The sequence below is a fragment of the Vibrio sp. NFR genome, from assembly GCF_027587095.1.
Lineage (GTDB): Bacteria > Pseudomonadota > Gammaproteobacteria > Enterobacterales > Vibrionaceae > Vibrio > Vibrio harveyi.
Window position 1 is genome coordinate 61,139 of sequence record NZ_JAPPTN010000003.1, and the last position, 21,591, is coordinate 82,729.

20 protein-coding genes and 1 other annotated feature are annotated in these 21,591 nt (G+C 44.5%); of the genes, 5 read left to right on the forward strand and 15 right to left on the reverse strand.

Annotated features, from left to right (window positions below; all coding sequences use genetic code 11):
* Positions 1–35: 35 nt before the first annotated feature.
* Together yaaA and OH463_RS06785 are read right to left on the reverse strand one after the other, a co-directional pair.
* A complete protein-coding gene (yaaA, locus tag OH463_RS06780) occupies positions 36–812 on the reverse strand; it encodes a peroxide stress protein YaaA (RefSeq protein WP_005447880.1) in 777 nt (258 codons plus the stop codon).
* A gap of 117 nt (positions 813–929) precedes the next feature.
* Positions 930–2,366, reverse strand: coding sequence for an alanine/glycine:cation symporter family protein (locus OH463_RS06785; protein WP_005447878.1), 1,437 nt, complete (start codon positions 2,364–2,366; stop codon positions 930–932).
* A 722-nt stretch (positions 2,367–3,088) separates the two neighbouring features.
* Here OH463_RS06785 and OH463_RS06790 point away from each other — a divergent pair.
* Positions 3,089–3,274, forward strand: coding sequence for a DUF3545 family protein (locus tag OH463_RS06790; protein ID WP_005447876.1), 186 nt, complete (start codon positions 3,089–3,091; stop codon positions 3,272–3,274).
* 229 nt (positions 3,275–3,503) lie between these two features.
* Here the strand turns inward: OH463_RS06790 and OH463_RS06795 are convergent, their stop codons facing one another.
* The 3 genes from OH463_RS06795 to nfo all read right to left on the reverse strand — a co-directional run bounded on the left by OH463_RS06795 (position 3,504) and on the right by nfo (position 6,171).
* Entirely contained in the window at positions 3,504–4,055 is a 552-nt protein-coding gene (locus OH463_RS06795; RefSeq protein ID WP_005447874.1) for a hemerythrin domain-containing protein, read from the reverse strand.
* 142 nt (positions 4,056–4,197) lie between these two features.
* On the reverse strand, positions 4,198–4,878 hold the full coding sequence (ung, locus tag OH463_RS06800; RefSeq protein WP_005447865.1) for a uracil-DNA glycosylase: 681 nt from the start codon (positions 4,876–4,878) through the stop codon (positions 4,198–4,200).
* 405 nt (positions 4,879–5,283) lie between these two features.
* Positions 5,284–6,171, reverse strand: coding sequence for a deoxyribonuclease IV (gene nfo / locus OH463_RS06805; protein ID WP_005447864.1), 888 nt, complete (start codon positions 6,169–6,171; stop codon positions 5,284–5,286).
* Between the two features lie 326 nt (positions 6,172–6,497).
* Between nfo and grcA the strand changes: the two genes are divergently transcribed.
* The gene (grcA, locus tag OH463_RS06810; protein WP_269990924.1) at positions 6,498–6,875 is read left to right on the forward strand and encodes an autonomous glycyl radical cofactor GrcA; all 378 of its coding nucleotides are present in this window, start codon (positions 6,498–6,500) and stop codon (positions 6,873–6,875) included.
* Positions 6,876–6,986: 111 nt separating this feature from the next.
* On the opposite strand, the gene OH463_RS06815 is transcribed toward grcA, so the two are convergent.
* From OH463_RS06815 to thrA, 4 genes are all read right to left on the reverse strand, one after another.
* The gene (locus OH463_RS06815) at positions 6,987–7,646 is read right to left on the reverse strand and encodes an NADPH-dependent FMN reductase (RefSeq protein WP_269990925.1); all 660 of its coding nucleotides are present in this window, start codon (positions 7,644–7,646) and stop codon (positions 6,987–6,989) included.
* A gap of 140 nt (positions 7,647–7,786) precedes the next feature.
* The gene (gene thrC / locus OH463_RS06820) at positions 7,787–9,067 is read right to left on the reverse strand and encodes a threonine synthase (protein ID WP_005447862.1); all 1,281 of its coding nucleotides are present in this window, start codon (positions 9,065–9,067) and stop codon (positions 7,787–7,789) included.
* Entirely contained in the window at positions 9,064–10,020 is a 957-nt protein-coding gene (gene thrB / locus OH463_RS06825; RefSeq protein WP_005447861.1) for a homoserine kinase, read from the reverse strand. The genes thrC and thrB overlap by 4 nt, the downstream gene beginning before the upstream one ends.
* A gap of 20 nt (positions 10,021–10,040) precedes the next feature.
* Positions 10,041–12,500, reverse strand: coding sequence for a bifunctional aspartate kinase/homoserine dehydrogenase I (gene thrA / locus OH463_RS06830; protein ID WP_005447860.1), 2,460 nt, complete (start codon positions 12,498–12,500; stop codon positions 10,041–10,043).
* A 53-nt stretch (positions 12,501–12,553) separates the two neighbouring features.
* Positions 12,554–12,670, reverse strand: a sequence feature (Thr leader region).
* Between the two features lie 441 nt (positions 12,671–13,111).
* Here thrA and OH463_RS06835 point away from each other — a divergent pair.
* Complete coding sequence (locus OH463_RS06835) at positions 13,112–13,582, forward strand: hypothetical protein (protein ID WP_005447857.1); 471 nt, start codon at positions 13,112–13,114, stop codon at positions 13,580–13,582.
* Here OH463_RS06835 and OH463_RS06840 read toward each other — a convergent pair.
* A complete protein-coding gene (locus OH463_RS06840; protein ID WP_005447855.1) occupies positions 13,579–14,061 on the reverse strand; it encodes a putative 4-hydroxy-4-methyl-2-oxoglutarate aldolase in 483 nt (160 codons plus the stop codon). The two genes, OH463_RS06835 and OH463_RS06840, sit on opposite strands and share 4 nt — an antisense overlap.
* A gap of 54 nt (positions 14,062–14,115) precedes the next feature.
* Positions 14,116–14,523, reverse strand: coding sequence for a DUF3293 domain-containing protein (locus OH463_RS06845; RefSeq protein WP_005447853.1), 408 nt, complete (start codon positions 14,521–14,523; stop codon positions 14,116–14,118).
* A 361-nt stretch (positions 14,524–14,884) separates the two neighbouring features.
* On the opposite strand from OH463_RS06845, the gene arcA reads away from it, so the two are divergent.
* A complete protein-coding gene (arcA, locus tag OH463_RS06850) occupies positions 14,885–15,601 on the forward strand; it encodes a two-component system response regulator ArcA (protein ID WP_005447851.1) in 717 nt (238 codons plus the stop codon).
* A 104-nt stretch (positions 15,602–15,705) separates the two neighbouring features.
* Here the strand turns inward: arcA and OH463_RS06855 are convergent, their stop codons facing one another.
* Both OH463_RS06855 and arcB read right to left on the reverse strand, forming a co-directional pair.
* A complete protein-coding gene (locus tag OH463_RS06855; protein ID WP_005447850.1) occupies positions 15,706–16,155 on the reverse strand; it encodes a hypothetical protein in 450 nt (149 codons plus the stop codon).
* A 1-nt stretch (position 16,156) separates the two neighbouring features.
* Positions 16,157–18,526: an aerobic respiration two-component sensor histidine kinase ArcB gene (gene arcB / locus OH463_RS06860; protein WP_038899012.1), complete on the reverse strand. Its 2,370-nt coding sequence runs from the start codon at positions 18,524–18,526 to the stop codon at positions 16,157–16,159.
* On the opposite strand from arcB, the gene OH463_RS06865 reads away from it, so the two are divergent.
* Positions 18,516–18,710, forward strand: a complete 195-nt coding sequence (locus tag OH463_RS06865) for a hypothetical protein (protein ID WP_005447847.1) — start codon at positions 18,516–18,518, stop codon at positions 18,708–18,710. The genes arcB and OH463_RS06865 overlap by 11 nt on opposite strands.
* Before the next feature lie 39 nt (positions 18,711–18,749).
* Here the strand turns inward: OH463_RS06865 and OH463_RS06870 are convergent, their stop codons facing one another.
* Both OH463_RS06870 and OH463_RS06875 read right to left on the reverse strand, forming a co-directional pair.
* A complete protein-coding gene (locus OH463_RS06870) occupies positions 18,750–20,495 on the reverse strand; it encodes a sensor domain-containing diguanylate cyclase (RefSeq protein WP_005447839.1) in 1,746 nt (581 codons plus the stop codon).
* 50 nt (positions 20,496–20,545) lie between these two features.
* Positions 20,546–21,490, reverse strand: coding sequence for a TIGR01212 family radical SAM protein (locus OH463_RS06875; protein WP_017190093.1), 945 nt, complete (start codon positions 21,488–21,490; stop codon positions 20,546–20,548).
* Positions 21,491–21,591: the final 101 nt, after the last annotated feature.

The following is a 21,591-nucleotide window of genomic DNA, read 5'->3' on the forward strand; positions in this document are numbered from 1 at the left end:
CGCTGAATCATCAACTCGCGATTGACTGACTTCAATCAGTTTTGCTCTTCTCGTTTGAAAACTAAGTCTGTTGGTGTCGACTCTTCTTCAACGAAGTAGTAACCCGCAACATCAAACTTAGTGAGGTCAGCAACACTTTCGATACGGTTTTCGATGATGTAGCGAGCCATCATGCCGCGCGCTTTCTTCGCGTAAAAGCTGATCACCTTATATTGACCATTCTTACAGTCTTTGAAGATAGGCGTGATCACTTGTGCATCCAAGTTCTTTGGCTTCACCGCTTTGAAATATTCATTTGATGCAAGGTTAATCAATACGTTGTCGCCTTGCGCAGCAATCGCTTCATTCAGCTTATCGGTAATGACATTACCCCAGAACTGGTAAAGGTTAGATCCCTTGTCGTTCGCCAGCTTAGTGCCCATCTCAAGACGGTATGGCTGCATTAGATCGAGTGGCTTAAGCAGACCATATAGACCAGATAGCATTCTTAGGTGATCTTGAGCGTAGTCAAAATCAGCGTCAGAAAGGGTTTCCGCTTCAAGACCTGTGTACACATCGCCTTTAAATGCCAAAATGGCTTGGCGTGCATTATCTGTGGTGAAAGTTTCACTCCACTCTTGGAAACGGCCAACGTTCAAATCAGCGATTTTGTCGCTCACTTTCATCAGTGATGCAACATCGGCAGGTGTTAATTTACGGCATACCTCGATCAGCGCTTTTGAATAGCTAACCAAGTCAGGTTGAGTAAACTTCTCGGTCGCGAGTGGTGATTCGTAATCGAGCGTTTTAGCTGGAGAAACTACGATGAGCATGACTTTAACTTCCCTAATTCTATTTTCTATTTAGAGTACAAAAAAAGCCATGCATTGTCTGCATGGCTTTTTGAATCGTGTTGATAGCTTTCAACAATGATTGGCAGTGAACATCACTTAGTCTTCTTTTTTCGTGTTGTCCCAAATGCCATCTTCTAGCTGAGACTTCAGCTCAGGGAAGTCATTTGCATCAAACGTCGGCACTTTACCTTCGCTTAGCTGGCGGTTGTAGTCTTTCGCCAGTTTAATCACGATACCAGATAGCAATAGAATCGCCACCAAGTTCACTATCGCCATCAAACCCATTGATACGTCAGCCAGTGACCAAACCACAGGTAGTGATGCTAGCGCACCAAACATAACCATACCCAATACAATGATACGGAAGATGCCTAGACCTGCTTTGTGGTTGTGCTCTAGGAAGATTAGGTTCGTTTCAGCGTATGAGTAGTTCGCAATAATCGAAGTAAATGCGAAGAAGAAGATCGCAACAGCAACAAAGATGCTGCCCCAATCACCAACTTGTGAGCTCAATGCACGCTGAGTTAGCTCAATACCGGTCACTTCCGTTGCTTGACCAACGTACTCACCTGACATAAGGATGATAGCCACTGTCGCAGAACAGATAACAATCGTATCCATGAATACGCCTAGCATCTGAACGTAACCTTGAGATGCAGGGTGCGGTGGATAAGGGGTTGCAGATGCTGCTGCATTTGGTGCAGAACCCATACCAGCTTCGTTCGAGAACAGACCGCGTTTGATACCGTTGATCATCGCTTGTGCGATTGCGTAACCAAGACCACCCGCAGCTGCTTCTTGCAGACCAAATGCGCTCTTGAAGATAAGCATTAGCACATCTGGTAGTTTGTCTAGGTTAGAGAACATCACAAACAACGCTAGTAGTAAGTATGCTAGTGCCATCACTGGAACAATCAGTTCAGCTACTTTCGCAATACGCTTAATACCACCAAAGATAACGACGGCTGACAGTGCTACAACAGCAATACCAACATAAAGGTCATTCCAACCAAATGCAGTGCTCATTGCGTTTGCAATTGAGTTTGCTTGAACGGCATTGAATACCAAACCAAAAGCGATGATTAGGAAAATCGAGAACAGCACGCCCATCCAGCGCATGCCCAAACCTTTTTCCATGTAGTAAGCAGGACCACCGCGGTAGTTGCCATCATCATCTTTGGTTTTGTATAGCTGCGCTAGCGTACTTTCCGCAAACGACGTCGCCATACCAAGCATTGCAATCAACCACATCCAGAAGATTGCACCAGGACCACCTGCTGTCAAAGCAACAGCAACACCCGCCATGTTACCTGTACCTACACGTGCAGCAAGACTAGTACAAAGCGCTTGGAAAGAAGAAATACCAGCTTTGTCTGCTTTACGGCTGTTCTTCAGAACAGAGAACATGTGGCCGAAATGACGGAATTGAATGAATCCCAATCGAACGGTGAAGTAGATTCCTACACCAACAAGAAGATAAACCAGAATCGAACCCCAAAGGAGATCGTTCATCAAATTGATTAAGTCTGTCATGTGTACCTCAAAGTGAGTTGCGCCGGTCTTTGCTTCCAAGCCATCCACCAGATTGCCTGCTAAGTGTCAAAGTGTGCTTAGCTTTTTGAGTAATGTTTATTGCGCAATCTAGAATCGTAAACGTCGCTTCATGCATCCATTTTACGTACCAGCGTATTTTTTGACGGGCGGATAATGCAGCCTCGAAAAGCAAAAATCAATATGCAACAAGTAAAATAACCTTGTTATTTTTCACTAGAAAGTCACCAAAAGTTAACATAAAAGGAAAACTTAACGCTCACAAACAGCAACATCTTGTTTATCAAATCTCAACATAAATAGCCCTTCCATCATTAACAAAACGCAATACCATTTATTTTTGATGAGGCTAGTTATCACAAGGTATCTGAGAAAAATTTCTTACTCCGCTTTGTTACGATTGGATACATTTTAATCAAAGCGATGCTATGCAACCTTAGTATTCAAAAATTGAGTAAAATGAGCCCTTCGAATTAACATACCAAATCTCTTCATTTAATCGTTTTCGTGAGTTCGTTCGCTTATTTTTTGTCCACTTCAGATATGTGCAAAATGTGATTCTGTGAGTATTTTTACGCGAAAATGTCATGTTACCGACACAAATGCGAAATATATCATGGTTATTCTCACGCCTATTGTGGTACTTAAAAAGCTCCACAAGGACTGGATATAACAGTTTAGATAGAAAAAGGTAAAGGTGGCTTATGGAAGGCTTTCAACTCGATGACCTATTTGGTCTGGATACTACCTCAACAACCAAGTCTCGCTCAAAACCAGTGAAGCGTAAGTGGCGAGAAATCGAAGAAATGAACGATAGACGCAATTTGCTCAAAGAGCTGCGCGAACTCGATGTCTGCAACGACATCACTCTGGATGACATCAAACTATAATTCGCACAAAAGGCACCTCAATGGTGCCTTTTGTCATTTATAGAGAGGACAAAAGTGGGTGATTTTCATGCTGATTTTATTGGCATAACGCCCATTCTTATCTATTGAGAATTTCCCTCAGTTTTCACTCATATTTTAAACGAGACAATTTCTAAACAATTCCCATTAGACAAGAAAATGACGAAACAAACTACGCACACGCAATCGATTACTTCGTCATTTTTATGTTTTAGACAAACTCAGCGTCGTTCTGACGCACTCGATCAGCAAGTTGCTTGTAGCGATCTGCAATAGTATTACCAAACACAGGATCGTCCTCGTTCTCATGCCATAGGCTTTCAACATATTGCCAGTCTTGCGAAGTGAACAACTCTTCAATTAGAGGTAAGATTTGGCGCTCTTCTAGCTCCAGATGGCGCTTTTGCGTCACGATGAAGTCTTCAAGCTGAGCAACGAACATATCTTGAGGGACAACAGCATCCTGCAAAATCATCTCAATCAACATTGAAAACGCTTTGGTTTTGTCCGCCAGATCTTGATGTTCCTGTTCCAAGTTTTCCATGGTCTTTTGCTGACCATAATGCTCTAGGAAGTAGCGATAGAGAATGTCTTCTTTAGGATGGTGAATTTTTTCTGAATGGTTAGAAAGATAATCCACGATCTCACTCACCAACGCATAGTTGATGGCGCGTTCTTGTTTAATCTCATTCAATTTGTGGCGCAGTATTGCCAGCAGACGGACCATATAGCCGTGTTCGCGTCGAATTCTTTCGATCATCATAGCGTCTCTCCTTAACACCTACTTTTAATAAGTGTATATGAGAAAGCGAAAACCTGACTCGACGGTGTTCAAAAAAACAGCGATCGTGATGTCACGATCGCTGTACTGATTGCTCTCTCCTTATATAAGAGGAAAGTGCACTTTACACCGCCATTGGTAGGTGCCAATTGATGACCTCTTTGCCTTGCTGAGAGAGGATCTGGTTCGCTTGTGAAAATGGTTTGCTACCAAAGAAACCTCGGTGAGCAGACAACGGTGATGGATGCGGTGCCGTTAACACATAGTGTTTGTTACGATCGATAAAGCGACCTTTCTTCTGCGCGTGTGAGCCCCACAGCAGGAACACCACACCTTGTTGATGCTGGTTAATCGCTTCAATTACGCGGTCAGTAAAGGTTTCCCAGCCCGTTTTTGAGTGCGAGTGTGCTTTGCCCTGCTCTACCGTCAATACGGTATTTAGTAGCAACACACCTTGCTCTGCCCAGCTTTGCAAAAAACCATGTTGAGGAATTTGAAAACCTTCGATATCTTGCGCCAACTCTTTGTACATATTCACCAAAGACGGTGGCGTTTTAATGCCGGGCAACACAGAGAAACACAAACCATGCGCTTGATTAGGACCGTGGTAAGGATCTTGCCCCAGAATCACTACCTTAACGTCTTTGAACTCGGTAAAACGAAAAGCGTTAAATACGTCTTTGGCTGGCGGATAAATGGCTTTGCCTGCCGCTCGTTCTGCTTCAACAAAATTCAAAGTATCGACAAAGTAGCTCTGCTGTTTTTCTTCGCCGATCACATCGTGCCAAGTGGGTAACTGATTCATGGAAAGTTCCTGTCCTAAAGTTTCCCTCTATTCTAACGAGCGAAACCCAAACAAACAAAAACTTACCACCAGCTTGAGACGGCTTTTCAAAAACTGACGCGCAGACAGCTGGTGTTAATCCATGCTGGTTTGGCTAAAACCAAAGTAACCAATACTAATAATGATGACGCTAATTACGCTGCGGCGTTCGAAAGTGTCCTTGTCCTGAGATATGGCGGTTTGGAGTAGGTAAACGTAATACTCGTCGAGAGTGTGTCGCTGGGATAAAAGAAACTGGTCGAGACATATTGTCATCCTCCTAACTAGCTTCGCCTAACTACAACGTTGAGTTCAGGCGTTTAAAACAAGCGCATAACCGCTCAATGGTTTTAGCTAAGAAAGAAGGATGCCAACTTTGCCATCCCGTTAGGAATTAACCATTTCTTCAATGTGGAATTGACGTAAGGTGTTGATTTCTTGCTGCCAAATATCTGGGTCAATTGTTTCTAAAATCAAAGGGATACCATCAAAACGTGGATCTTTAGCGATGTACTCAAAACAGCTCCAACCGATCTCGCCTTTGCCTAATGAGTGGTGACGGTCAACCTTGCTAGCGAATTCGACTTTTGAATCATTTAGATGCATTGCTCTCAAATAGTGCATGCCTACGATACGATCGAATTCGGCAAAGGTATGCTCACAATCCTCTTTGGTACGCAGATCGTAACCGGCAGTAAACGTGTGGCAAGTATCAAGACACACGCCAACACGTTCTTTGTCTTCTACTTGATCGATGATTTCAGCAAGATGCTCAAACTTCCAACCCAAGTTAGTGCCCTGACCTGCAGTGTTCTCAATCACTGCGATCACATTCGGCACTGCTTTGTGCGCAAGATTAATCGACTCAGCGATCGTCGACAAACACGCCTGTTCTGACACTTTCTTTAAGTGGCTACCGGGGTGGAAGTTGAGCAAGGTTAAACCTAACTGGTTACAGCGCTCCATCTCATCAATAAATGCCGCGCGGGATTTATTCAGCTTTTCTTCTTCCGGCGCCCCCAAGTTAATCAGATAAGAGTCATGGGGCAGAATGTGCTCGGCGCCAAAACCAAGCATTTTGCAGTTCGCCTTGAATGCACTAATGGTTTTTTCTTCGAGTGGTTTAGCAACCCATTGACGCTGGTTCTTAGTAAACAGAGCAAACGCATTCGCACCAATCTCACGAGCACGAAGAGGCGCTTGATCGACTCCTCCAGCCGCGGACACGTGAGCACCAATAAATTTGTTTCCAAACTTGTTTTTCATGTTTGTCATTTAATCACTTTAGACTTTCAGGATGACTACCTAAATACAGGCAGTTGCGTTACCAAGGTTAATTTTTGAGCTCGTTTTGTAGTAAATTTACAACAAAATTAACTTTTAAATATTTTTTATATTATCAAATAAATTGTAAATAGTATGTTTTCAAACGTTTTATTGATTTAACTCAAGAAAATCACCTTCAAAAAATTAAGGTTTTTGGTTGTTTTTTGACTTAAATCAATATTAAAATAATGGATATTGGCTATATAATACTTAGCTCGACAAAAATTCGAAAATTAACACCAATAATCACCACGTAAGTGGTCTAGGAGATAGTGATGATCCAAGGTATCCAAATTACTAAAGCAGCTAACGACGAACTACTAAACTCAATCTGGCTACTAGATAGCGAGAAGAACGAAGCGCGTTGTGTTGCTGCAGCATCAACTTACGAAGCAGACCAAGTTATCGCAATCAGCGACCTAGGTGAATACGAAAGCCGTGAAATAGCAATCGAAACTGCTCCTCGCATCGAAGGTGGTCAACACCTAAACGTGAACGTTCTTAAACGTGAAACTCTAGAAGATGCAGTTGCACACCCAGAGAACTACCCACAGCTAACTATCCGTGTTTCTGGTTACGCAGTACGTTTCAACTCGCTAACTCCAGAACAGCAACGTGACGTAATCGCTCGTACTTTTACTGAGTCTCTATAATCTCTCAGTAAACTAGTTTGCTAGAATTTAAAAAGCTTGGTCAGCAATGACCAAGCTTTTTTTGTTTCTGGATCCTTCGAAACCCTTCCGATAGTAAAAAGCAACTCGCCTTCAAGGTGCATTTCTTTGCGAAGGATCTTTCTGAAACGCTTGTGCCAACGAGGTTGGATCAAGCCTATCTCTTTGCAGTAACGCCCCTTCTGCCCACCAAATCAGTTGATGCAGGGTGCGATTCATATAACTGTCCCACTGCGCCTGCTCCGACTCATTCGCAGCCACACCGTGCTCATCAAATACCTCTTGTGCTTTCGGAATGTGGATCATTGCCGACACAGGCAAGCACCCCAACTCGGATAAGAAAGTACGCATCGACACTGCAGCACGAGCACCACCCCATTGCCCGGCAGAGTAGGTCACGATAGCACTTGGCTTATAGGAAAACAGCGAACTGCCAAAGTGATTAAGCATGTTTGCCAAAGCTGGGCTCATCGAATGGTTGTATTCCGGGCTAACCATCACATACCCATCCGCATGTTTGATTTTGTCTGCCAACTCACTTAGGTGCTGCGGCACTTTAGAGCGGTGATAAGCAAACTCGGGCTTAAACACATCACCAAAGTCATAGTTCAATGGGTCAATGATTTCGACAGTATGTTGCGAATGCTGACTCACGATGAGTTTTTCACACGCTAAACTGACTCGCATCCCTAAACGGGCTGGTCGTGGTGGCGTGCTGTCTCTCACTGAGCCAAGAAAAAGCAAAAAATGCATGCTTCTCTTTCCATCTCATTTAGTTAAGTTCGTTTCTCAATCATAAAGAGAGTTAAAACTTACCGGCAATAAAAAAGGTGAATGATTGCTCATTCACCTCTCGTTATTTGTGTTTTTGATACTTACTGTGCTTTTGAAGCTTACTGCACGCGGCGCAGTACTTGCTTCAGTGCGTCAAAGTCTGCGTCGAGATCTTCCGATAGCAACTCCATCGCAGCGTGCTTCGCTAGTGGCGCAGGAAGGTCGATATCTGATTCTAGAATGTCATCCACCACTTCTTTGAACTTCGCAGGGTGTGCAGTACATAGGAACAGACCGGTCTCACCATCTTGCAGTTGCTCTTCAAGAACACGGTAAGCAATCGCACCGTGCGGTTCACACAGGTAACCTAAAGCATGTAAGTCTTTCACTGACTGAGCGCTTTGCTCATCAGATACAGCACCTTTTCCTAGCGTCTCCAAGCCCCACTCTTTCACGCGACACAACTCTTCGATACGAGGCCAGTTGTTTGGTTGACTCACGTCCATCGCGTTCGATGTCGTTGCAACCGTTGGTTTTGGCTCCCACTTACCCGTTTGTAGGTAACGCGGTACCGTGTCATTAGCATTAGTTGCAGCGATAAAACGTTTGATAGGCAGACCCAGTGCTTTTGCCAGTAGACCAGCAGTTAGGTTACCAAAGTTACCACTTGGTACAGACACGACTAGGTTTTCACGCTCTTGCTTACTCATTTGCGCGGCAGCTTCAAAGTAGTAACAGATTTGTGCCATCAAGCGGCTGATGTTGATTGAGTTTGCAGAGTTCAGACCGATCTCTTCACGCAATGCCGAATCATCAAAAGCTTGCTTAACCAGAGCCTGACACGCGTCGAAGTCACCATCGATCGCGACAGTGTGAATGTTTTTACCAAGCGTACAGAATAGCTTTTCTTGCAGTGGGCTGATCTTGCCTTTCGGGTAAAGAATCACAACGTTGATGTCTTCCATACCGTAGAAAGCATGCGCAACGGCTGCGCCAGTATCGCCAGAAGTTGCAGTCAGAATGGTGATCTTGCCGCCGTCCGAAACGGCTGCAAGAGATTGCGCCATAAAGCGACCACCAAAGTCTTTAAATGCAAGCGTTGGACCATGGAACAGTTCCAGAGCGTAAACACCGTCTTTCACTTGATTAATTGGCGCAGGGAATTGGAATGCAGCGTCAACCAATGCGTTAACTTGCTCTTCCGCCAGCTCATCACCAATCAGTGCAGATAGGATTTTCGTGCTACGAGAGACAAAGTCTTCTGCCAGTAGCGCATCAACGTCTTCAAATTTTGGTAGTTCCGATGGGAAAAATAGACCTTGGTTACGACCTAACCCTTGGCGAACGGCTTGACCAAAGGAAACTTGTTCATCATTTTCTTTTATATTGTAAAGCTTCATAGCTCACTTCCTGTTACTTTCGAACCCTGCTTATCTAAACGACAAACGTGGACGAATCCTTCTTCGTTTTGTACGTAGTTCTGTTCTAACCAGCGAGCAACTCGCTCAGCGACATCTTTCTCTTTGCAAATACTGAACAGTGTCGGACCACTGCCAGAAATACCGGTTGCCAATGCACCCGCAGACGCTGCGTATTGACGTGCATTTGCAAAACCCGGAAGCAGTTTCTCACGATACGGTTCTGCGATCACGTCTTTGATCATTTTTGCAGCAAGTTCTGGCTGACCAGAATGACACGCATGAATAAAGCCCGCAAGATGACGACCATGAGCAATGATATCTTGTCGGCGGTATTGAGATGGTAGGATCTCACGCGCTTCTGCTGTTGATACTTTGATACCCGGATATGCCATCACCCAGAACCAGTCATCAAAGCAAGGCACTTCTTGGCTGATGATACCCAACTCTTCAAGCATCAATTGCACACCACCAAGGTAACACGGCGCGACGTTATCGTAGTGAATACCACCAGAGATCTTACCTTCCATTTCTCCCATCAGCGCCAGTAACTCTGTCTCGTTAAGCGGCTGACCATGGAATCGGTTCAATGCATCTAATGCAGCAACGATAGAACATGCACTTGAGCCTAATCCAGAGCCGATTGGCATGTTCTTTTCTAGTGTCATTTCAAGTGGCTTTAGCTCGACGCCTTTCTTGTCTAGCTCGCGAGCAAACACTACCCAACAATCGTAAACGATGTTCTCTTTTGGCTCAGTTGGTAGCTTCTCAACAAAATCACCAGCCGTCTTTAGGCTGAACGGCTCAGCCCCAGATTTAACCAATACACGGTCACCCAATAGTGTGCCATCAACTGGGGACACCGCCGCCCCCAGAACATCAAAACCAACGCTTACATTACCAATTGATGCTGGGGCGTAGACCACTACATCCATATCACTTGAACTCATTGTCGTTATACCCCTAGCTTCCAACCTAAAGTACGCATCACATCCGAGAATACGCCCGCAGCCGTAACCTCAGTACCTGCACCGTAACCACGCAATACCAGTGGAATTGGTTGGTAGTAGCGGCTGTAGAATGCCAGTGCGTTTTCACCATCTTTGATCTTAAACATCGGATCATTTTCATCTACGGCAGCAATGCTTACCGTGCATTTACCATCAACAATTTCACCCACATAACGCAGCACTTTGCCCTCTTCCGCCGCTTTAGCTGACAGCTCTTTAAAGTACGCGTCCGCCTCTGGTAAACGTTCCATGAACTCTTCAACGCTGCCTGAGTCGTCAAAACCTGGTGGCAGAGCTTGATCAACCACAACATCTTCTAGTTCTAGGGACATACCAGCTTCACGAGCAAGGATAAGTAGCTTACGCGCAACGTCCATACCCGATAGATCATCACGAGGATCAGGTTCGGTAAAGCCGTTTTGCTTGGCGATGTTGGTTGCTTCACTTAGGCTCATGCCTTCGTCTAACTTGCCGAAGATGTAAGAAAGAGAGCCAGAAAGGATGCCGCTGAAGCGCTCTAGTTCATCACCTGCTGAGATTAAGTTTTGTAGGTTTTCGATTACCGGTAGACCTGCACCTACGGTTGTTTCATACATCAGCTTACGACGAGAGCTGCGCGCAACATCGCGAAGTTGATGGTAGTAGGCCATGCTTGCTGTGTTTGCTTTCTTGTTTGGCGTGACTACGTGGAAACCTGCAGCTAGGAAGTCTGCGTATTGATTCGCGATATCTTCACTTGAAGTACAGTCAACCAATACTGGGTTGATGATGTGGTTGCGTTGTACTAAAGAAATCAGACGCGCTAGGCTGAATTCTTCTGTCGCTGCCGACATACGGTCACGCCAATGCTCCAGTGGCAGCCCTTCACTATCAAGTAGAAGACCTTTACTGTTTGCTAAGCCGCATACGCGAATCACAATGCCTTTTTCCGCAAGCTTCGCTTGTTGACGCTCGATCTGATCCACCAGTTCACCACCAACGCCGCCAATACCAACCACGAATACATCTAAGAAGTGCTTAGAGTTGAATAGGTTCTCGTGACAGGCTTTGATCGCTTCAGAGATTTTATCTTCAGGAATCACAGCTGAGATTGCACGCTCAGATGAGCCCTGTGCAATGGCGACAATGTTTACGTTCACTTCAGCAAGAGATGAGAAGAAACGAGATGCAACACCGCGTGATGTACGCATACCGTCACCCACAAGTGTCACAATAGAAACATCATCAATGAACTCGACTGGTTCAAGTAGACCGTCTTTTAGTTCAAGTTCAAACGCATCCGCCAACACTTGTTGTGCTTTTGCTTTGTCTTGCGCTTCAATACAGAAGCTGATGCTGTACTCAGAAGAAGATTGAGTGATCAGAACGATAGACACACCAGCTGATGACATTGCACCAAATACTCGGCTTGCCATGCCAACCATACCCTTCATACCAGGACCAGACACGTTAACCATCGTTAGGTCGTTCAGCGTCGTGATGCCTTTGATAGCGAGGTTATCTTCGCCAGTGTCTTGACCAATCAACGTACCTGCCCCTTGTGGGTTAAAGCTGTTTTTGATCAGACAAGGAATATGGAACTGTGCGATAGGTGCGATGGTTTTCGGATGCAGAACGGATGCACCAAAGTAAGAAAGCTCCATCGCTTCTTGGTAGCTCAGTGATTTAAGAAGACGAGCATCTTCCACCAAACGAGGGTCACAGTTGTAAACACCATCAACGTCAGTCCAAATTTCACAGCAATCTGCGCGCAAACACGCTGCAAGAACCGCAGCAGAGTAGTCAGAGCCATTACGACCAAGTGTTACTAACTCACCTTTCTCATTACCTGCGGTAAAACCAGGCATGATATTTACGTGACCTTGAGGAAGAGGATTTTGGCGGAAGTTCTGAGTAGAGACTTCAACATCGACCATCGCTTCTAGGTGATCGCCTTTTGCGTATAGATACTCGACTGGGTCGATAAGATGCGCAGGTTGCCCTTTCGCTTCTAATACCGCTTTCATCAACTGAATCGAGACGCGCTCACCTTTACTAATGATGCGTGCGTTGACGTTGTTTGGGCACATACCAAGAAGATTAATGCCATGAACGAATTGGCGAAGCTGAGAAAGTGAAGTTTTTACTTGGTTATCAAATGCAGCACCATCGATGTTTGGCAATACATTTTGGATATCTGAAAATAATGCTTTGAACGAAGCTTCAAGTTCATTGATTTGCAACTCAGCTTCACCATTGCGAAGTGCACCTTCAATCACCGCGACCAGTTTATTGGTCGTTTTACCTGGTGCTGAAAGTACCACTGCGACTTCTTCTTGCTGCGCATTGTTGGCGATGATATCCGCCGCTCTTAGAAAGCGATCTGCATCCGCTAATGATGAGCCGCCAAACTTTAATACTCGCATCCCTTCCTCCGATGTATCTTCTTAGATCTGTCTAAATTCTTTATAAAAAAGCATAAAAAAAGGCCTGTATCTTGTTGGATACAGGCCTTTCTTGTGAATTTCTTTCGCTCAGCAGCCTGCCCCAACATTGGTCGTGTCGGTAATAATAATGGTTGTGGTCATTACTACTTGGCTGTGAGATGTCATAAATAAATATTCAACGATAGTTGTGTGTTTTCTTAACTCTACGTTTACCGAGTTTCCGAAACAGAGTCAACAAAAAATTGTGTATTTTCCGGCCTTGTAGAGATTTCTGCTGCGCAATGTCGTTGATATTTAAGTGTAATTACAATGAGTTAGTCTGCTTACGATTTTATTCTTTTTTTTCAGTCATTCGCTCATGGGTCTTACAGATCTATTAGGATGAAGATCCTATGTAAGATCTTGATGCAAATATGCACAATCGAAAACTGATCTTTGCAGGTTCTATTTAACAACAACTTAACTGTGATCAAGGTTCCTAGGATCGAATTAAGTGGAAAATAAATGAGCTGGCTTTCATATTCTATGCTTTAATAGTGAGAAGCTTTTAGCACATACTAATAACAAAGTTAGACACAAGGAGTGGTCACATGAAAAAATGGATTTTTCTGTTGCTATTCGCCGTGCCTAGCGTTTGTCTTGCTAACGATCTTCCGCCTCTTCCAGGCAAAACTTCTTCGTCTCCACACAAGCTTTTCATCTCTAGTGAAAACTATCAAACAGATAGCTTCGATGTATGGAACATAGATGGTGGTTACTCATACGAGCTGTTTGATTCCGTTGATCTTTACGTTGGTGCGCGAGTCAACAACTCGCCAACAAAAAACCAAAGCGGTTTTCTTAGTGGGATCAGTTATCACTTTAATGATCGAGTAACAGTGAAAAGTACTGTTAGATCTTATAAAGCTGAAACGGCGGAAGGTATCCGAGAAGAAGACAGTAGCCTTGCTGCTGAAGTCTCAAGTCGCGTGAAAATCACCGAGAATTTGGATCTTCACGCCACTCTAGATTACCAAGATTGGCAACAAGGCTTCGAAGTAGGATTAGGTTTCCGCTTCTAGAAGTCCAGCGCTTCTTTCGAAATCAAAACCCCATTCCAGTCTGCGTAAACATAGTGTTTTGGCTGCACGATTTGGTTTTGCATCGTCAATGTCACGTTGACTTCTCCCACGCCACGCTTCTCTGTTTTAAACGGGCATGTACCCAAAGCTTGAACACCAATATCCATTTGTGACATTTGTGCCACATCGCGAATCGCACCGTAAACAATAATGCCTTCCCAACCATTTTCGATACCGAGAATCGCGAGCTGATCACCTAGCAACGCTTTTTGACATGAGCCGTGTCCATCAACAATCAGCACTTTTCCAGTGCCATCTTCGTTCAGTACTTCGCGTACTTTGGAGTTATCGTGGTAACAACGTACAGTGACAATCTCGCCATGAAAGGCCGTGCGTTGACCAAAGTTCTGCAATGGTAAGCTAAGCAGGATGACTTGGTCCTCAAACTGGTCACAAATGTCTGGTGTTATGTCTCTCATATTTCCTCCGTGAATTGTCTCACCTAAGCTGAAGCTCAGATAAGTAGTATCCTTCTAGACGAGTCGCGGCTGTATTGTTCCGAGCTTGTGCAAAACTTCAGGTTCTGAACAAGCAATCAAGTAAAGCTCGTCATCAATGACGTAATAAATCGCGTTTTGTTGAAATTGATTCGCCAGGTCTATTGCGGCTTGCGGTGTTAACTCAGCAGCATAGCTCTCTTCAAACCATTCAAATGTCTGATCGCCAACCGTGACAGGCACGTATTTAACGTGGTTTAATTGTTGTTCGAGTTTATGATTACTTATGCAGTTCTCTTCTTTTGACCGCAGATTACTGTAAGGGTTCCAAGCAGTTATCACCGCGTAGTTGGTTACCTCCCATTCAGCGTGAAAACGGAAGAAAGACTCTGAATAAGCATTCCATAACGATGCGTCTATGTTCGTATTACTTTTTTCTATCATAACTCTTAAACGATTAATAACAGTTACATTTCATCAATTGATGTAAATCAACAAACTGAATGGAATTAACATTTGAGCATTGTTAGCATGCTGTTAACAATATAAAATCCGCTCCATATCTTAGGGTGTTTACGTTTCAGGCTCCGTAATTACAGGGAATTGAAAGGTAAACAAGCCCTATAGAATAAACGTCGCCATCGGATACTGGTGAGTTGGCAAAATTCCAAGGAAGGCGGATAACTGAAAGAAGTGTTTTTTTGATCAACTTGATTTATTATCAAAATCACATTACCTGTATGTTATATTTTTGCCTAGAATTTATTCTATTAGCACAATTTTGTCACAAATTTAGGTACCGCCAATGCAAACCCCGCAGATTCTTATCGTAGAAGATGAGCAAGTAACTCGTAACACTCTTAAGAGTATTTTTGAAGCAGAGGGATACGCTGTTTTTGAAGCCAGTGACGGTGAAGAAATGCACCAAGTGTTGTCTGAAAATTCAATCAACTTGGTTATTATGGACATTAATCTTCCAGGCAAGAATGGTCTCCTTCTAGCACGTGAACTTCGCGAGCAAGCGAACATCGCACTGATGTTCCTGACTGGTCGTGACAATGAAGTAGACAAGATCCTAGGTCTTGAAATCGGTGCTGATGACTACATCACGAAACCATTCAACCCGCGTGAACTAACTATCCGTGCTCGCAACCTGCTAAGCCGCTCAATGAGCACTAACGCTGTACAGGAAGAGAAACGCTCGGTAGAAAAATACGAGTTCAACGGTTGGGTGTTAGACATCAACAGCCGCTCTCTAGTGAGCCCATCTGGTGACAGCTACAAACTGCCACGCTCTGAGTTCCGTGCTCTACTGCACTTCTGTGAGAACCCAGGTAAGATTCAAACTCGTGCTGACCTTCTTAAGAAGATGACAGGTCGTGAGCTTAAGCCACATGACCGTACTGTAGACGTAACTATCCGTCGCATTCGTAAGCACTTCGAATCAGTATCAGGTACACCTGAAATCATCGCGACTATTCACGGTGAAGGCTACCGCTTCTGTGGCGATCTAGAAGACTAATCTGCCCCAGCATAAACAATAAGGGCTTGCTCAATGAGCAAGCCCTTTTGCTATCTGTCACTTAGCAATGAATGCAAACTTAATGGTTAATACAAGCTTAGTGGCTAATACACTTTGTCGATCTTGATGCCTTTCTCGACTAACCACTCTTTCTTGCCTGCGTCATCTAACAATAACGCCAAATCGACCGACTTCTCCATATCCGCTTCGATTTGCCATACAAACGCCACTTCCCACTGATTTTCACTGTGGGTACGTAACTCTAATAAGTCACCATCAATTTCCCACTCTGAATCACCTTGCTTAATAATCAGAGCATCAACCGTTAAGTTTGCAGGCAGCTCATTATCTGCTTTTAGGTACAATGCGCCATGAACGTTCTGCTCTTGAACTTCACCAATGGTTGGCATCAGGTTTACCCATAGGTTGCTCTTTAGCTCAACGTTCACTGTATTCATCGTGACTTGGCTGCCTTGTTGCCATCCAACTTGAGGAGCAGAACTACAACCCGCCAGTAGCGCAATTGCCAGTGCTGCCGATGCAAATTTCTTCATTTTATTTCCTCTGTTCCAACCAACTCTTCAATACTTGAATATCATTTTGATATTCGTTTTTAATTTCTTCGACCCAATCCGATATGTTTTCCCACCAAGCAGGCATATCAGGAGATTGTGCTTTCTGTGCGACGCTTTGGATGTGTTTTAAACCAATCGAGCCTGCTGCACCTTTAATTTTATGTGCTTCAGAAACAATACCGTCTTGGTCTTTTGCCGTCATGTTTGAGTCCAACACCTCGATATAATCAGGCATCATGTCTTCAAACATCTTAATACTGTCATACACAGGCTTTACGCCAACGATATCCACGTAAGACTCTAGCATATCAAGATCCAGCAAGTGGGTATTGATGACTGGAGATGGCATCGGTGTCGCCTCTTCGATGACTTCAGCTTCTGCGATCTCTTCCATCACACTCTCATTGTTCTCAACGCGCTCAACGAAGAACTTATCGATCACCGCTTGTAACGCTTGAACTGCAAGTGGTTTGCTTATGGCATCATCCATACCGTTATCGAGATATTCACGACGATCTTTCATGACATTCGCAGTCAATGCCACCAGCGGCGGTAGATTATCGTAGTGTTCACGGTAGTACTTAGCCACGTCAAACCCAGTCATGTCCGGAAGCTGAATATCAAGCAAAGCTAAGTCGTATTCATCCGGTACGAAGTTCACCAGCGCTTCCTCACCCGTCATTGCGACAGTAACAGAGTGCCCCAAGCTTTCGAGCAGAGATTTCGCAACAGTGACATTAAGTTCGATGTCTTCGACCATAAAGATATTAAGATGTACATTGTCGCGTTTTGCATCGATAACAGGTGCTTCTAACTCAACCACTGGCACGTGAATCGATACGGTAAAGGTACTACCGAATCCTTCCTCACTTGCTACGGTAATGTCACCGTCCATCATGTTGATCAGCTGCTTAGAAACCGCCAAACCGATACCAGTACCCACCGCATGCAGGTTATCTTTGCCTGATTTCACTTGGTAGTACATCGCAAAGATCTTATCGAGCTCTTCGTCTGGAATACCAATACCGGTGTCTTCCACTTCCATAATGATGGTTGCGTAATCTTCTTCAACATCGGCGCTCACCGTCATTACGACGCCACCTTCTTTGGTGAACTTCATGGCGTTGCTAACCAAGTTCCAGATAACCTGGCGTAGACGTGTCGCATCCACTTCTATCGCTTTTGGTAGCGAGCTCAAACGCTCTAGATCGAAGCGTAGCCCTTTCTGTTCAGCCATCAGAGCCGAGATACTCTCAATTTCAGCGACGAAGTCTTCAAAATTCAATGGTGCAGGTAACAACTCCAACTTACGACGGTCAAATTTGTCCATGTCGATAATGTCGTTAAAGATGTTGCCCAAAGTAATGGCACTAACATTGATGGTTTGCATGTGCTTACGTTGCTCTTCAGTCAACTGACTATCAAGCAACATACGACTCAAGCCTACAATGCCGTTTAACGGTGTGCGCAGCTCATGACTGATAGTGGAGATAAAGGTGGTTTTATCACGGCTGGCTTTTTCTAATGATTCTTCATGACGCTTACGCTCGGTGATATCGCGACCGAAACCAACCAGACCAAGGTGGCGACCATCTTTGCTGTAGAACGGTACTTTGCGCAATTCAAAGTAATGTTTGCGACCATCAGGGTATTCTAGCCATTGCTCGTAGGTAATTGCTTGGTTATCAGCAAAGACTTTTTGGTCGGTATCGACGATATGCTCAGCCACTTCTTTGCTGTAGACATCCCAAGGGCTCAAGCCCACTAATTGGTGCTCTTTCTTACCAGTTAACTCTTCCATCGCGCGGTTACAGCCAGAAAAAACGCCATCAGCGTTGCGGTAGTAAATCAAATCTGGAGATGCATCGATAAAAGAACGTAACAGCGCCGTACGCTCGGCAAGCTCAAGCTGAGTACGCTCACGTTGGAACACCTCATTCTCCAAGTCTTGCATCGCTTCTTCACGTGCTTCTTCTGCTTTAATACGCTCTTCAATTTCTTGGTTGAGCTTTTCAATGTTCTGCTGCAGTTGAAAGTTCAGCTCTTGGTCACGCGAACGCATGTCCTTAAGCTTAGATACTAACTTGGTCAGTCTTTGACGAGACTCTTCAAGCTGATCCACCACGACAGATAGGAAATACACCGCCCAAGGGGTAATAAGTAGACCAAAGAATACCGAACGAACGATATCTATATCGTCAACGTTACCCTTAAGCGCCAACGTGATACCAACTTGCACAACAACAGCCAGTGCAACCAGCGCCAACGCCAGTAGTATCGAGAAACGGACAATCCCCAGCTTAACCAATAGGTCAACATAGTACTGGGCGAGATTTTTCATGGGCTTCATTCACTACTCCATGGAACAAGCTAGACATCGAACCCTGATCAGTTTGAAAAGCAAAACCGTTAAGCGCAGTTACTCAACAGCATCAATGTTTGAAAGACACACAACTGAAATGGCGACGCTTCAGGGCTCATCAACGCCTCATGCTGTGTATTCGCAGTTTAACGTGTTTGATACGGTGATTTAAACCGCCTGCTCTCAACTTAGAGCAAGCGGTCACAAAGCGTTAATAAGAACCAGGATGAACTCGAGTGCAGTCACGCCCATCAGCCTTAGCTTGATAGAGTGCGCTGTCTGCCATTGCAACGCCCATTTCTGGTTCGTCACCATGATGCGGGATGTAAGAAACAAAGCCGATACTCACCGTCAACCGATCCGAAGTCGTTGAGTTACTATGTTCCACAGCAAGTTCATGGATTTGTTCATGGATGCGTTTGGCAACTTTGTGTGCACCTTCCGTTGTGGTGTTTGGCAAGATAAAGCCAAACTCTTCCCCACCATATCGTGCTACGCAGTCCGATGACCGACTCACCACCTGTTGAAACGCCGCAGCGACTTGGACTAAAGCATCATCACCTTTTTGGTGACCATAGCAGTCGTTATAGTCTTTAAAGAAATCAATATCACACAACATGATCGTCAGCGGCAATTTCTCACGAATATGGTGATACCAAAGAGTATGAAGTTGTTCATCGAAGCGGCGACGGTTAGCGACTTTTGTCAGGCTGTCAGAGAAGCTTAATTTTTCTAACTCCAAATTCGCTTCCTCAAGCTTTTGCTCTGCAAGATAACGCTCAGAGATATCACGTGCCATAATCAATACACCGTTAGTACCCGATGCTCGGTCTTTAAATGGCGATTTCACCACATCAAACCAAGTATGATACCCATCAGTGCTGCTCACTTTATCGATGTAGCGTACAGGTTGTGTTTGCTGCAATGCTTGCATGTCACTAGCTTCCAAACGAAGGTAAATATCATCAGGCACTACGTCTTGTAGTCGCTTACCAATCAAATCCCCTACATCAGAAATGCCTAACGCATTCACAAATGGCTTATTACAAGCCTGGTAAACCATGTTTTCATTGAAGATACCGATAGAGTCTGGGCTGGCATCCAAAATGGTTTGTAAGATGGTATCGCGCTGTGCCAAGGCGACTTCGGTATCTTTACGACGTTCCATTTCGTCGCGCAAATTCTGCTGCATCTTGTGCCATTCAGTAACATCATGGCTGATAGATAAAGTACCAATCATCTCTCCGGACTGAGAAACCAAAGAACTTTGGTTTACTTCCAACAAACAACTTCGACCTTGCTGATCGGTTGTCCAACGCCTCTCAGTTTTACGTGTAGCTATTGGGTTCATCTTGGAGGAGCAAGCTTCTTCTCTGCGCCCTTCCCAAAACAGGTCAAACGCACGGTTGGTTGTCAGTACTTTACCTTGCTTATCTTGCAGACATATCAATTCAGATAACGAGTCGAGAGCGGAACGAGCAATACCTAACTGCTCTAATTCTTGTTGCTGCTCTTGGCGAGTAAACTGGTAAGGCTGAGCGTAAATAATCCATACGCGATGCCCACGAAGTAAGCTCTTTCGACCAGATAACTCAATCTTAATATTCTCTGTTTCAGACAACCGCCAATCAAACAGCTGCTGCCCAAAATGTCGGCTGGAAAAGCTATCAAGTAATGCAATTATCTCGTCAGTATTAAAAGAAGCAGGATAGAGAAACCCAGAACCTAAACGGCGGATACCAAGAAATTGCATGGCAGAATCATTGGAGAGCAACAATTGACCACTGCCCGCATCTAACACGAGAACAGGGTAAGGAGAGTCCGTAACGATAAGTTTTAAAGCAGATTGAAATCGTATATAGATCAGCGTAACTGTGATTACACATACAACAGAGAGCAGGACCACAAATCCGTAGTCGCCCTGCCCATCCCAGAGCCAATTGAGTAACTGATCCATTTTTCCGACCTTTCAAGCAAATCGGAGGAAATATAACAGTTATTAATCGATCATTCTGCCTTTAATTCTGGTTTGATATAGATGAAGGCATCACCAGTTAAGCTGCCTTGTGAGCCTTCTCGATCCAATGCACGACCAATTTCAGTCATCGCTAACCAGCGGTTTTCACACCACAACGGCGACAAAAGAGTAGGACGGCGAGCAGCTGAGGAAACGCGATGGAAGATCACTTCTTTAGGAGTCATGCGGATCATTTCACTGGCGATAGCAACATAATCCTCCAATTCTGGGGCTTCTAGCTTTCCGGCACGCCACGCTTTCGCCATCGTACTGCCTTCTACGATATGTAAACCATGCAGTTTGATACCATCTGTGCCGACGTCCAAAACTTTACGCAATGTGTCGATGTTGTCATCGCGTGTTTCTCTAGGCAAACCGACGATCAGATGAGTACAAACTCTAATACCTAGTGCCCGAGCACGTTTGGTGATTTCTGCATAACACTCAAAGTCATGACCACGGTTGATACGCTTGAGGGTGTCATTGTTGGCAGTTTGAAGACCTAGCTCTAGCCAAATCTCATAACCTTGATTCACGTAGTCCGACAATAGATCCAGTACTGCGTCAGGAACACAATCAGGGCGAGTCCCAACACACAAACCAACAATATCTGCAGCCTTGAGTGCTTCCTCGTACATGTTTTTAAGAACTTGCACTTCTGCATAGGTACTGGTGTACGCCTGAAAATATGCCAGATACTTCTTCGCCCTGTGGATCTCTCCAGCACGATCTTTCAATTGATCGTGGATACTTTTGATCTGTACTTCTTCATCCGCAAATGAAGCCACATTACAAAATGTGCATCCACCTCGACCAATAGTGCCATCGCGGTTTGGACAACTGAAACCACCGTGCAAAGTCAGTTTATGGACTTTTTCGCCATAACGGCGCTGAAGGTCTTGGCCTAATGTGTTGACCAACTCATGTAACTGCATAGATTCTCACCAATAGTAAACCGTAATAAATCTCACTACGATTTATGTAACTAAATTACATCCCTGCAAGAAAAAACAAATAATTCTAGTCAATTCAAACA